Here is a 13257-nt window from a genome sequence, read left to right as displayed (position 1 = left end):
CGTTTATGCTCCCCGATGTAGATATGGGTATCATCCACGCAGGTCAGCCCGAAGTTGGCGAGGGTAAGGGCGCAGCCCGTCTGACCCTGCGCCGCAGTGAGCTGGAAGTGTTCTCCGAAAAAATCCCGCTGAACGGCGGCTCTGCGCTGTTCAGCCATGCGGTGGAGAACCCCCACCTGTGGAGTGCAGAGGACCCGGCTCTGTATGAACTGGAAATCGAGCTGCTGGACGATGCAGGCCATCTGGTAGAGGTGACCGGGCAGAAAGTCGGTTTCCGCAAGTTCGAGCTGAAGAACAATCGGATGCTGCTCAACGGCAAGCGCATCGTGTTCAAGGGTGCCAACCGTCATGAGTTCAGCTCCATTACGGGTCGTGCTGTGGGTGTACACACCCATGAGGAACTGCTTCGGGATATCATCACCATGAAGCAGAACAACATCAATGCCATCCGCACCAGCCATTACCAGAATCAGGATGCACTGTACGACCTGTGCGACGAGTATGGTCTGTATCTGATTGCAGAGAACAATCTGGAATCCCATGGCACATGGGACATCCATCAGGCTGGCATTCGCGGCATCGAGGGCGTTTTGCCCAATGATAAGCCAGAGTGGAAAGCCGTCTTGTTTGACCGCATGAATTCCACTTACCAGCGTGACAAAAACCATCCTGCTGTTCTGATCTGGTCTCTGGGCAACGAATCGTTTGGTGGTGAGACCCTGCTCCAGATGGCAGAGATGGTCCGCCGCTTTGATGACACCCGTCTGGTGCATTACGAAGGTGTGGTCAATGATCCCCGCTTCCTCGAAACCACCGATATCGAGAGCCATATGTACAGCACTGTGAAGGACATTAAAGAGTATCTGGCACAGGGCGATAAGCGGCCTTATATCGAGTGCGAATATTCTCATGCTATGGGCAACTCCAACGGTGCTTTGCACAAATACACGGAACTTGCCGACCAGAAGGACTGCGGCTATCAGGGCGGTTTTATCTGGGATTACATCGACCAGTCCATCTGGAAAAAAGACCGATACGGCAAGTGGTTCCAAGCCTACGGCGGTGACTTCGGTGAGCGTCCTACCGACTATAATTTCAGCGGAAACGGCATTGCCTACGGTGGTGACCGTGCTCCTTCTCCCAAGATGCAGGAGGTCAAGTTCTGCTATCAGAACATCGCCGTTTCCATCGACAACTCTGGCTTCGAAGTCTGGAACAAGAACCTGTTCACCTCTACGGATGCTTTCGACTGCGTTGCACTGCTGCATCGCGATGGAAAGCTGTATCAGCAGCAGGAACTGACCAATATTGATGTTGCTCCCGAAGAGCGTTCCAGCTTCCCGCTGCCCTTTATGGTTCCTGCGCTCCCCGGTGAATATGCAGTGACCATCAGCTTCCGTTTGAAGGAGGACACCAGCTGGGCAAAGAAGGGTCACGAAGTCGCCTTTGGACAGGGTGTGATCGCTGTGGTTCGTTCCATTCCCAGCAAGAAGGTCACGCCGTTTACCGTTACGCACGGTACACACAACATCGGTGTCCGGGGTGAGAATTTCGATGTTTTGTTCTCCGATCTGAACGGCGGTCTGACTTCCTACCGCTATACCGGCAAGGAGATGATTCAGGAGATTCCCCGGCCCAACTTCTGGCGCGCTCCCACCGACAACGACTGCGGCAACAACATGGGCGGCGTTCGCGGTCAGTGGAAGCTGGCAAGCCTGTACGCTACCGCCAAGGGCATCGGCAAGGAGATTCCGTCTGTTCATGGCGGCACCATCCTCCAGAACCCCACCTGCGAGGTGGAAGCCGACAGCGTGGTCGTGACCTATCTCTATAACCTCCAGACCAGCCCCGCAGCAGAGTGCAGCCTGCAGTACCGTGTGTTCGGTGATGGCCGCATCCAGACCACCCTGCACTATGACCCGGTGGAAGGACTTGCAGCAATGCCGGAGTTCGGCGTACTGTTCAAGATCGACGCTGACTACGACACGGTGGAGTGGTACGGAAACGGCCCTGCGGAGACCTACTGGGATCGTCAGCATGGTGCAAAGTTGGGCATTTACCAGAACAAGGTTGCAGACAACATGGCACAGTACCTTGTGCCGCAGGAGTGCGGTGCAAAGACCGCTGTGCGCTGGGCAAAGGTAGTGGACCGCAAGGGTCGCGGGCTGCTGTTTACCGCAGATGCCGCAAAGCCCATGTTCTTCTCTGCGCTGCCCTACACTCCCCATGAAATGGAGAGTGCCAAGCATCCCTACGAGCTGCCCCCGGTCCATTACACGGTGATTCGTGCCATGGGTGAGCAGATGGGCGTTGGCGGCGATGACAGCTGGGGTGCCAATGTCCACCCGGAGTATATTCCTGATGTGACCAAGCCTGTGGAGTTCACCTTTACGTTCCGTGGCATCTGACCCTCGTTATTAAGACACCTTCGCGTTGAGATAAGGACATCCCTGCATGAGATTCCTATCAAAAGCGAGGGGGTCTTTTTTGGTATCACAAAATCTCAATTCCTGACACCACTATTTATAAGTAGTGCTTCGCTCTATATAAGCAACGTTGCTATGTCAAAATAACCGTATTCAGTTTTTGTTCAGAGCATTTCTTTGAATGGTTCTCCAAACTTTCTTTATGGCATTGTGGTCAAAATTGTGGTCAAAACCAAATGAGGTCAGGCCACAAACAAAAAAAATCCAACGATTTCTAACGTGAAATCGTTGGATTTATGGTCCAGCAGAGCTGGACAAATCCGAACTTTTTTCCTCCGCCGAATCAGCGGTCAAAGTGTCCTCAAAACGGACGGTTTGGGTGCCATCCTTGTAGTTGAACGTAATCAGCATCCGGTCATCGTACAGGAAAATGGCATTTACAAAGATTTCAATCAATGCTTTGCGTTGCTTTTTCTGCGAAATATCGAACTTTCTGAATTTCATCAGCCAGAACCGGATGAAATCCTCATTGAAGCTGGGCTTCTTCAATTTTTCATCTGCGATTTTTGCAGTCAGCTCGTCTTTCTGGCTTTCCAGCGCTTCCAGACGCTCTTTCGTTGTCCGGGTGTACAAGCCGTCCTCGATCGCCTTCATCAGGTTGTCCAGCTTTTTGTTGACCTCTCGCAGTTGCTTTTCCAGCAGCGGGATCGTGGTGTTCTCCTGATTCTGGACATCCATGACCAATTGAACGATCTTGTCGATCACCGCATCGTCCTGAATCAGCTTCATGGTCTCCCGAACAACCAGATCTTCCAACCAATCCTTCTGCACGGTCTTTTTGTTGCAGCCCTTGCGCCGCTTGACATTGGCGCATTTATAATAATAGTAGGTGCGTCCGGTTGCACTGGTTCCGCTTTCACCGAACATCAGCGCACCACACTTGCCGCAGAACAGCTTGGTGGTCAGCAGATATTCCTCATCTGCCTTGCCACAGGCAGGGGCACGCTTGTTCTTATCCAGACGCTTCTGCACCCGGTCAAACAGGTCTTTCGGAACAATAACCGGAATTGCATCCGGCACAACGATATCCCGGAAAGACAGTTCGCCAATGTACCGACGGTTCTTCAGCATAGTATTCACGCTACTGTGGGTCATTTTGCCGCCTAGCATATTGCGGACACCCTTGTCGTTGAGAAAGTTTACGATCTCCACCATCTTATCGCCGTTGTCATACCGCTGAAACGCTTCCAACACCAGCGGAGCGGTCAGCGGGTCAAGATGATAAAACTTGTCATCGTCGATTTTATAGCCGATGGTTCCCGTACCGCCAGTGCACTTACCCTTCAAGGCGTTCTCGGTCTGACCACGAATCACTTTTTCGGACAGCTCTGCCGAATAGTATTCTGCCATACCCTCCAGCAGCGTTTCCACCAGAATGCCCTGTGAGCCCTCGGCAATGGGTTCCATAACGGAGATCAGATGGACACCGTTCTTTTTCAGGATCATCTTGTAGTTTGCACTATCAAAACGATTCCGGGCAAAGCGGTCAAATTTCCAGACGAGAACAACATCAAACAGCTTCTTGCCGCTGTCTTTGATCATCTGCTGGAACTCCGGGCGATTGTCCGTTTTTGCAGAGAATGCACGGTCAATGTAGTGCTTGATGACCGTAATGCCGTTCTTTTCCGCATAGGCCGTGCATTCCCGAATCTGCCCCTCGATAGATTCTTCGCGCTGGTTATCCGATGAATAGCGGGCATAGATTACGGCGGTCATAGACTCACTTCCTTTTTCTTATCGAACAGCCGGGTAGCTTTTTGCATACTTGTAGATCTGCCGTGCACAGTCAAGGCTCATTTTGCTGGAATCGTTGTGTTTGAGCCATGCATTCACATTGCCCGGATTCAGCTTCAAGTCCTTGTAAAGACGATAATTCGTCAATTTCTTTTTTTGCTGAAGTTCCAATACCCGGCGATGGATCAGTTCTTTCGTGTCATTGTCTGCAAGGGCGGCATCCCGCACCGAGCAATAGCTGCGCCAAACCTTCAAATAGCCTTCCGGCAGTTCTGATGATTGCTTTTCAAGAAGCACCAGCATTTGCTCCAGCGAATAGAGATTAGAAAGTTGCTCATATTCCGCAGCAATCGTGCTGTTTGCGGTGTAGCGGAGCAGCAGTTCTACTTTATCATAGGCCAAAGCATAGAGAAACAGCGGTTCTTTCAGGCGGGGATTCTCGCTCAGACAATCTGCCAGCTTATGAATACTAGCCGTCTGCACCCCGGAAAGCTCTGCCACATACTGCTTCAAGAAACCCTCAAATGTCAGCTTTCGCATGGTCTCCACCTCTCCACATACTCCTGATAACGGATATAAAAATCCCGATACCGCCAGTCGTTCAAGATGCTGGCTTTCAGTTCATCTTCATCCGTTGCAAGGTGTTCCAGCAAATCCCAGTCCAAAGAGTTCCGCACGGCCTCGCTCTCTACGTCTGCTTTGTCGGTGTCCCGGAAAGAGCACAGCTTTGCAATCACCAAATCTTCCAGACTGGGTGTGTAGAACTGCACCTTTGTGCCACCAAAGGGCAGCGGCTGCAGCCGGTCTTGGAAGTTGTACGGAAAATTGTCGATATAGGCTTCCACATCGGTGTTGATGTCGTACTTACCGAGCAAGCTGTACAGTTCTTTCGGAACGCTCAAGGCATCAATATCATGGGTGGCACGGGTCAACTTGCCCAGCAAAATGAACGCACTGCCGCCTACAATCACCATCTGGTAGCGGTCATTGTTGTCGATCATCAGGTCAGCATCTTCATCCAGACGTTCCAGACGCTTGCGAAGGTCATCTAAGATCAACTTTACCATAAAACAGCCTTTCATATTTTCAATAATAGTATTTTCTAAAACAATTTTACGAGAAAGACAGCTTATTGTCAAGAGTCAACCATAAAGTTTATACAGATTTCCCTATGGAGTTAACCAAGAAAACAAAAACGAGCCATAAAAACAAAATATTGCAAAAGAAGATTCCATACGCAACCGCAGAACCTATGCGTACAATTATTACCGGGACGTCGTATGTCGCTGGAATCTTATATAAACAGCTTACTATAACAGTTGTGATCCCCAATTTTCCCGCATGTCTAAAGTAGTCAAGAAGCGTTCCTAACAATGTATTTGATGGCCGTTTTTTATCTGTTGTCTGTTTCAGTTCCTTCGCATATGGACTCCCAAGCAGAGCTGATGCAGCAGCAATATATACGCCTACAGCTATTGATACTAGCGTAGTTGCCGTGTCTGCCATATTATCAAAATTCCAATTCAATAAGTAGGCTATTATTGAAACTGTTATAAAGCACCCTATCAGAAATATTTTATGCTCCTTATCCACCACTGTCACCTCAGTTTTGCAAGCAGCAGTTCCCTTACTTCATCAGGTTCAAAATGCTCATTTTCATCTTTTGTTGGTTGAATTAAAAAATGTTTTAGAACAGACGAAAAATCAAATGTTTGCTCTATACCACTTTCATCACATCCGATTATAACAACATCTTCAAATTCTTCACGATGCCGACAAATACGATCTACTAGACCTTTTCCTCCTCCATGTATTGGAAGGTCTCCATACGATATTTTTAGTTGAAGCTTGCTTGGCAAGTCCTGTCCCCAGATGTTACCAACTTGAGAAAACAATGTTCCTCCACGGCTGAATACATTATCCACTTGCGTATATTGAAATCCACGAATAGTTTTAATGTTCTTACAAAAATCATCTAATGATGTATAAATATTACTTATCCTAAATTCCTTTTGTAGGGTGTCACTTAAATATTGTTCAACAAATCCCTTCTTATTGTAGTCATTCATATAAAGAAAATGTTTCTGTGCATCATAACACGCAAAAAATTGTTGTCTCGGTTCAACCTGTTCTTTTGAACGTGGATTCGGCATCTTCTCACCTGTTTTTTTATTTATGACATAGTCTCTAAAGCGTACCGCATCATCGTAGTCAGATGCCATCCAGAAAAATCTTTCTTCTATAATATCCATATCAATAGAATATAAATACTTCTGCTTTTGCGGCCGAAATATATGATTTCCTTTTGCAACAACATCTTTCATATCTTCCAATGATGCCTCACGAATGCCATCAACTCGAAGAAGAAAATTACAAAACTTCATTTGTTCATCCTCTTTTTTATGCCATCATCTTATCCGTCCACATCTCACACTGGCTAATGACCGTGCTGATTGCCGTATCATAATCTTCCGGTGGATACTTATATTTTTTCAGCAAGTGCTTCACCATCTTACGCATACTCGCACGGGCAGTTTCTTTTTTCTGCCAGTCTATCGTCCGATTTTTGCGCAGCATTTCCGTAAGTTCTCTGGTCAAGTCAATCAATTCATTATTTTGATAGAAGTCCTTTATGTTTTCCGGCTTTGTCAGAGCATCGTAAAAAGCCAGTTCTTCCTGCGTCAAGCCCAGCTTTTTACCGTTGTTATACAGTTCTGTAATCTCCTGTGCCGTTTTCAGAAGTTCCTTGATGACCTCCTCGTTTGTAATCAAGCCATTGTAGTAAGAGTTCATCAACTGTGTAATCTTTTCTGAAAACTTCTGAGACTGCACAACATTTGTCCGTTTATACAGTGAAACTTGCTCTGCCATAAGTTTTTTCAAAATTTCCACAGCGATGTTCTTTTCTTTCATTTTGGAGATTTCATCCAGCACCGCCGGGTCAAACAAGCTGATATTTTCATCAGCTTGCTTGCTGTCAAACAGGCTTATCACACCTTGGCTCTGGATACTCGCCTTTAGCAACTCATTGATTTGAGCATTGATTTCTTTCAAAGAAAGTGTCTTACCGCCACTCCCACCATAGGTGATCTTCACCACCGTAGAACGGACTGCTTCCATATAGGCCGCTTCATGTCGCTCCCGCTCCGTGGTCATGCTGGAACACAGCGAATGCGACTGTTTCAGCAACAGAGCTTCTCGCAGGAACAGATCTTTGCGCTTGGGTGCTTTTGCGTCCAGAACAAAGTTTACGCCGCCAGTGACCAGCTTTGCCATCATCAACGGAGAACCGCCAATAAACCCGCTGAAATCAAAGCCGTGCAACAAATCTTTGCACACCTGAAGCTTTTCCTGAAACTTTGGATAAGCAACTTTGGCAATGTCCATATCGCCATATCGGGACTGGTCACGCTTGGTGTACTCTTTCATAGCGGCTTTGAGGGCAGATGCAATGCCAACGTAATCTACAATCAAGCCGCCCTCTTTGTCCTTAAACACGCGGTTGACACGCGCGATGGCCTGCATCAGATTGTATCCGTGCATTGGTTTGTAAACATACATCGTAGCCAGTGAAGGCACATCAAAACCTGTCAGCCACATATCCACAACAATGGCAATCTTCATCGGGTCATCGTTGTCTTTGAATTTCCGGGCAAGTTCTTCTTTGTGAGATTTTGTGCCGATGATTTCTTTCCAATCCTCCGGGTCATTGTTGCCACCCGTCATAACTACGCCGATTTTTTCGTTCCATGTCGGGCGCAGCTCCAGAAGTTTTCGATAAATCTTCATCGCAATCGGGCGCGAATACGCCACGATCATCGCCTTGCCCGTCAAAAGATTAGCGCGGTACTTTTCGTAATGGTTGACAATATCTTCGCACAGCGATTGAATGGTAGAGTCTGCCCCCAGCACACTCTCCATCTGCCCCAACATCTTTTTGCTTTTTTCAATCGTTGCAGCGTCCGATTGCTGTTCCAGCGCATCGTAGGTCGCATCAATCAAGGCCAGCGTATTTTGGTCAAGGTGGAGTTTGATAACGCGGCTCTCATAGTAAACCGGACGCGTTGCACCATCTTCCACCGCCTGTGTCATATCATAAATATCGATATAATCACCAAAAACTTCACGCGTATTTCTATCTTTTGCCGAAATAGGTGTTCCTGTAAAGCCTATGTAAGTTGCATTCGGCAGAGCATCATGAATGATACGGGCATTGCCAATGACCGTATGTGCTTCTTTTTCACCCTGTTCATTTTCTTTGATGACAATTTTTTCATCAAAACCATACTGTCCACGGTGGGCTTCATCCGCCATTACCACAATATTTCTACGTTCGGACAGTGGCTTCTCGCCACGCTCAAACTTGAACATCGTGGTGAAGATAATGCCGTTTGCTTTTCGACCATCCAGCAGCTTACTTAGATTTTCCTTGCTGGTTGCCTGTACAGGTGTCTGGCGCAAAAACGGCGCACACTTGGCGAACTGCGTGTAGAGTTGATCGTCGAGGTCGATGCGGTCAGTCATCACAACGATGGTGGGGCTATCCAAAGCTTCTTGCAGCAAATGGGCATAGAATACCATCGACAGCGATTTCCCGCTGCCCTGCGTATGCCAGAACACACCACCCTTGCCATCCGTTTTAGTGGCAATCTTGGCCTTTTCGATAGCTTTTCGCACTGCAAAATACTGGTGGTACCCAGCCAAAATTTTAATCGGCTTCTGCCCATCACCGGAAAACAGGATGAAATTTTTCAGAATATCTAGCAACCGGGCTTTCTGGAACATCCCCTCATAGAAAGTATCAAACTGCGCATACGCAGTGTTTTCATAATCACCGTCTTTTGTTTTCCATTCCATAAAACGGTCAAGTCCAGAAGTAATTGTTCCCGCCTTGTTGCTCGAAAGGTCGCTGATTACGCAGATTGCATTATAATAGAACATCGAAGGAATATCCTTCATATAATTCCGAATCTGGTTGTATGCGTTTTCTGCACCCACTTCGTCCTTGGAAGGACTTTTCAGTTCCATCAAAACCAACGGCAAACCATTGATAAACAAAATAATATCCGGACGGCGGTTGTTTCCATTTTCCACGAAGGCATACTGGTTTACCACATAAAAATCATTTTTGTCTGCATCTGCATAATCAATCAGCTTTACTACCGAAGACCGTTCTTCACCCTTGACTGCATATTTGACCGTGATACCGTTTTGCAGATAGTCCATAAAAACCATGTTTTTCTGCAACAGACTTCCAGCATCAAAATCATTCAGCTTCAAAATCGCTTCGTCAATCGCCACAGCCGGAAGGCTGCGATTCAGCCGCACCAGACAATCCCGCAAAACATCGTCCAGCAGCGGGCGGCTGTAATCCGTCCGGTTCATATCAGGAGCATAGATATGGGTGTAGTCCATGTTCTCAAACAATTCGATTATGGCTTGTTCAAAGGTGTCTTCATTGAAAAGCATATTCTTTCTCCACCAATAAATCAATCTTGATTTTTTTCGAGCTCTTTTGTGATGGCATCAACTATATCGTCAATGATTGACTTTGACACAGTTTTTGCCATAGGGCGTTCCATCGATGAATATTTCTGTAAGGCATCTGCTAAGGCTTTTCGTGCCTTACTCTGCCCGATTTCTTTGTTGTACCAATCAGGAATCAAGCTTTCTTGAACTGCAACATAGCATTCATCAAAAAGAATCGGATTGATTTTCTCTTTCAAAATGTCTCTAACGATTTGACTATCTTCGACATGTGGTGTTTTCTCCAGTGTTGCAGTATCACCATTCATTGAAGCCACATCAAACATTTCAAATGGCTCATTTTGTAGGGATGGCATGTTTACATGTACATCTTTTATATACGCCATTTGGTGTTCCAATTCAGGGAACAGGCTTCCTTCGTTTATATTGTAAAAATCCAACTCCCTTAGAATGTGCTCTTTTGATTCTGCCGGGATTCTAAAGCTGAATTCATCAAATTCATCCCGAACATTTTTATAGGCTCTTTTTATAATGTATTCTCCAGCCCCCTCTCCTGCGATCTGAATATTATATTGTCCGCAGATCAAGAATGAGCCATTTTGCCTTATCAAACGTTCGTTATTAAGATTTGATAAAACAAAATAGTTGTTCTGAATGATTTCAATGATACTCTTGTATCCATTTTTTCTGCAATTGACCGCATCAGCTTTTGAATAGATGCCTTCCTTCTGAAGCTTGTCGAGTAACGTTTCCAACTTGAAGTTTCCTGTTATCTTTTCTGTTGCCAAATAGGACAGAACCTTAATCTCGTCATCGTCATACGATTTTCCATACTCCTGCTTAAAATAAACGCGTCCGTCTGTTGGCGGCAACAACACAGTCTTCCCATCTGAAATCGATATATCTTGATTGGTCTGGCACGCAAAAAACAGAGCAACCAATGGATTTTCTGTAACATCCAATAGTCTTGTTGGCAGTCCGTAATGCTGCAACTTTGCAAGCTTTTCAAACGCCGTCATCGTATCGCCGAAGTCTCTTGGGTTCCGTATGTACGCAGCACGAATCATATCATACTCGTGCGCCAACATTCCGTTACGAAATATTCCCGGCATAACATTCCAATCATAGCTGGCTTGTCCTCGAAAGAAATAATGCTTCGCGCTCTCTTCGGGTTCTACATTAGCCATTTCATTCTTTATCAGCGAAATTCCGTCCAAATAGCCATTCAGATCCCAGACAGCCCAACTGTCATGGCTACTGGTTCGTGTTTTGTCTGAATTATCCATGTTATTCCTTCATTTCTTTTATAAACGATAATTTAGCGGCTTAGAGCTGAATGCTAGGAACATCGATCTCACCTAATATAAGTTTAGGGAGAAGTGTGTCCCGTATAGCTGAAAGCCTTTCGGATTCAGTTCTATTTGAATAAATTTGCGTCAGAATAGGAGTTGCAACAGAATTGAACTCACTAAGATCTTTTTCTGATGGAAGCACAACAGGATAAGTCATAATTTGCTGCTTATCACCACGGGGCATCTTAGTTCCTTTAGCTCCAGCAACCATAAAATTAAAAAAACTGTCAGCATACAGTGTACTAAATAAATACGCTGTATAACGCGGATGTACTGGTTTGAAGCACAAGACATCGGTTGAACATCCGCAATCATCTTCGCAATAGACGATTTTCTTGAAATATGGGCGAATATTAGAAATCAAGGTGTCACCTTTATGGCAAGCAGTGGTTTGTGATGTGGTTGGAAGGCTTGTAGCTTTAACTGCGCCAGATTTTTCCGGCAACATATTTTCAGTGGAGTAGTAAGTATCAAGGCTCAGTTTGGAAATTTCTATTTTATCTTTGGAATACGAGCATATGTCAGCAAGGATTCCACAATTGTTCGCTAAACCTACTTTACCAAATTGTCCTTGATAGATTGTTTGCAAAAGATCAGATAAATTATCGTTTATCTTTTGATTGACTTCAATTTTACTATCGATTGCAGATAAAATTCCAGAAATCCTTTTCTGCTGTTCCAGTTCCGGAAAAGTCACTACAACTTCTCCAAGTAACTTGGTATTGATTGAAGGCATTGTTGCTCCAACGGCTATATTTCGGACAAATTGCTTTGTTTCCTCTAAGCAAAAATAGTAGTAAAGATACTCGGAATCAATTTCACTAGTTGGGCGTACTCGAAGGCATCTTCCAGAAAACATCCATCCATCGTGTTTTTGATCAACATACGAGCATCTATCTACAGAACCCACACGACTAAATACAATATCGCCTTGTTTTAGCACATATTTCTTTAATCGATTTTTATCCGTATTTGATACTCGCGGCAAATTCTGTTCGGAAAACATCTTGTTCCCTAAATGTTCAACTGTGACAATAGGTGTTCCATCCGCAACATAATCTTCTTTATGAAGTTGACTTCCAAACGGTCCTGTTTGAATGTCCGCAAGTTCTCTCAAAAACTTTTCTTTCATTCATATCACCTTATCCAATAAATTTTCTATGTGCCAATTTCACATTTTGTTGTTTTACCATTGCATAGTGCATAGTTGTGTCGATTTTCTGGTGTCCTAAAAGCTGCTGCACTTGTTCAATCGGCATTCCCTTGTCAATCGCTGACGTTGCCAATGTCCGTCTAAACTTGTGCGGGTGCACCTTATTTAGCTTCAATCGCCGTCCCAATTCACGGAGCATCGTTTCCACGCCACCGATCATCAATCGCTCGTGCGGCTCTTTCAGCGTCACAAAGAGTGCTGGATTGCTATCTGACCGTTCATCCAGATAATTTTGAAGGTGGATCTTCGTCCGTGCGTCAAAGTATACCAATCGTTCCTTGTTGCCCTTACCAAATACAACACATTCGCGCTCGTTGAAATTGATATCCTCCCGATTAAGTGTCACCAATTCCCCGACACGCATTCCAGAAGATGCCAGCAAATCAATAATCGCCAAATCTCGTACTGTTGAACAGTTGTCACGCATCAGCTCCAACGCTTCATCCGTATACGTTTCCTTGATGATTTTGGCGGTTTTCACTTTGTGAATCCTGCGGACAGGGCTTTTCATAATAAAATCTTCATCTTCCAGCCACGAGAAGAAGCTGGAAAGAATACGCCGGATATTGTCAATTGTAACTTTGCTTGACCGCCGCTGTGTTTGATAATCCGTCAGATACCTTCGCAAATCGTCCGTTGTAATTTGCTGCGGTGATTTTCCCACGCCATTCAGCATCGCTGCAATAGTTTTTGAATAATAGGTCAGTGTTTTCTCGGAACATCCTTCTATCCGCTTTGCCGTAATGAACGCTGCTGCCGAATCTTGTTCCTCAGCCTTTGGCTGCTCTTCCCCCATTTCAATTATGACACCTTGAAATGACACTTCCAGTACTGCTTTCAAATGTAGCAACTGTTCGTTATTGAGATACGGCAGCATTTTTCGCTGTATCTCGTTGATAATTTGTTTTTTCATCGCCGTATCTCCTTATTACGATTTCAGAGAACGGCAGCAGTGGCAGTTTCTCCGTAGAATCTCCCGCCACTG

The 13257-nt window shown here is 45.6% G+C and carries 10 protein-coding genes; 1 reads left to right on the top strand and 9 read right to left on the bottom strand.

What is annotated here, in order from left to right; translation table 11 throughout:
- Positions 1–5 precede the first annotated feature (5 nt).
- The gene (locus D3F01_RS04845; protein ID WP_242886320.1) at positions 6–2408 is read left to right on the top strand and encodes a glycoside hydrolase family 2 TIM barrel-domain containing protein; all 2403 of its coding nucleotides are present in this window, start codon (positions 6–8) and stop codon (positions 2406–2408) included.
- Between the two features lie 312 nt (positions 2409–2720).
- Here the strand turns inward: D3F01_RS04845 and D3F01_RS04840 are convergent, their stop codons facing one another.
- The 9 genes from D3F01_RS04840 to xerA all read right to left on the bottom strand — a co-directional run bounded on the left by D3F01_RS04840 (position 2721) and on the right by xerA (position 13185).
- Complete coding sequence (locus tag D3F01_RS04840; protein ID WP_242886318.1) at positions 2721–4202, bottom strand: recombinase family protein; 1482 nt, start codon at positions 4200–4202, stop codon at positions 2721–2723.
- Between the two features lie 18 nt (positions 4203–4220).
- A complete protein-coding gene (locus D3F01_RS04835; RefSeq protein WP_242886316.1) occupies positions 4221–4733 on the bottom strand; it encodes a transcriptional regulator in 513 nt (170 codons plus the stop codon).
- A gap of 14 nt (positions 4734–4747) precedes the next feature.
- Positions 4748–5287 carry a DUF6036 family nucleotidyltransferase gene (locus tag D3F01_RS04830; protein WP_242886314.1) on the bottom strand — a complete coding sequence of 180 codons (540 nt, stop codon included), beginning with the start codon at positions 5285–5287 and terminating at the stop codon, positions 4748–4750.
- A gap of 88 nt (positions 5288–5375) precedes the next feature.
- A complete protein-coding gene (locus D3F01_RS04825; protein ID WP_242886312.1) occupies positions 5376–5813 on the bottom strand; it encodes a hypothetical protein in 438 nt (145 codons plus the stop codon).
- 5 nt (positions 5814–5818) lie between these two features.
- Entirely contained in the window at positions 5819–6604 is a 786-nt protein-coding gene (locus D3F01_RS04820) for a hypothetical protein (RefSeq protein ID WP_158403586.1), read from the bottom strand.
- A 16-nt stretch (positions 6605–6620) separates the two neighbouring features.
- Positions 6621–9689 carry a type I restriction endonuclease subunit R gene (locus D3F01_RS04815; protein WP_158403585.1) on the bottom strand — a complete coding sequence of 1023 codons (3069 nt, stop codon included), beginning with the start codon at positions 9687–9689 and terminating at the stop codon, positions 6621–6623.
- A gap of 20 nt (positions 9690–9709) precedes the next feature.
- A complete protein-coding gene (locus D3F01_RS04810; protein ID WP_242886310.1) occupies positions 9710–10993 on the bottom strand; it encodes an FRG domain-containing protein in 1284 nt (427 codons plus the stop codon).
- A gap of 40 nt (positions 10994–11033) precedes the next feature.
- Positions 11034–12191: a restriction endonuclease subunit S gene (locus tag D3F01_RS04805; protein ID WP_242886303.1), complete on the bottom strand. Its 1158-nt coding sequence runs from the start codon at positions 12189–12191 to the stop codon at positions 11034–11036.
- Between the two features lie 10 nt (positions 12192–12201).
- Positions 12202–13185, bottom strand: a complete 984-nt coding sequence (gene xerA, locus D3F01_RS04800) for a site-specific tyrosine recombinase/integron integrase (RefSeq protein ID WP_242886296.1) — start codon at positions 13183–13185, stop codon at positions 12202–12204.
- Positions 13186–13257 lie beyond the last annotated feature (72 nt).

This window comes from Faecalibacterium sp. BCRC 81149, from assembly GCF_022750605.1.
Lineage (GTDB): Bacteria > Bacillota > Clostridia > Oscillospirales > Ruminococcaceae > Faecalibacterium > Faecalibacterium duncaniae.
Note: the sequence above shows the minus strand (reverse complement) of the source record. Positions and strands in the feature narration are given on the sequence as shown.

Excerpts from the sequence above, each read along its gene's own strand:
- D3F01_RS04815 (WP_158403585.1), bottom strand. The coding sequence starts at position 9,689 with ATGCTTTTCAATGAAGACACCTTTGAACAAGCCATAATCGAATTGTTT.
- D3F01_RS04810 (WP_242886310.1), bottom strand. The coding sequence starts at position 10,993 with ATGGATAATTCAGACAAAACACGAACCAGTAGCCATGACAGTTGGGCT.
- xerA (WP_242886296.1), bottom strand. The coding sequence starts at position 13,185 with ATGAAAAAACAAATTATCAACGAGATACAGCGAAAAATGCTGCCGTAT.
- D3F01_RS04805 (WP_242886303.1), bottom strand. The coding sequence starts at position 12,191 with ATGAAAGAAAAGTTTTTGAGAGAACTTGCGGACATTCAAACAGGACCG.
- D3F01_RS04845 (WP_242886320.1), top strand. The coding sequence starts at position 6 with ATGCTCCCCGATGTAGATATGGGTATCATCCACGCAGGTCAGCCCGAA.
- D3F01_RS04830 (WP_242886314.1), bottom strand. The coding sequence starts at position 5,287 with ATGGTAAAGTTGATCTTAGATGACCTTCGCAAGCGTCTGGAACGTCTG.
- D3F01_RS04820 (WP_158403586.1), bottom strand. The coding sequence starts at position 6,604 with ATGAAGTTTTGTAATTTTCTTCTTCGAGTTGATGGCATTCGTGAGGCA.
- D3F01_RS04840 (WP_242886318.1), bottom strand. The coding sequence starts at position 4,202 with ATGACCGCCGTAATCTATGCCCGCTATTCATCGGATAACCAGCGCGAA.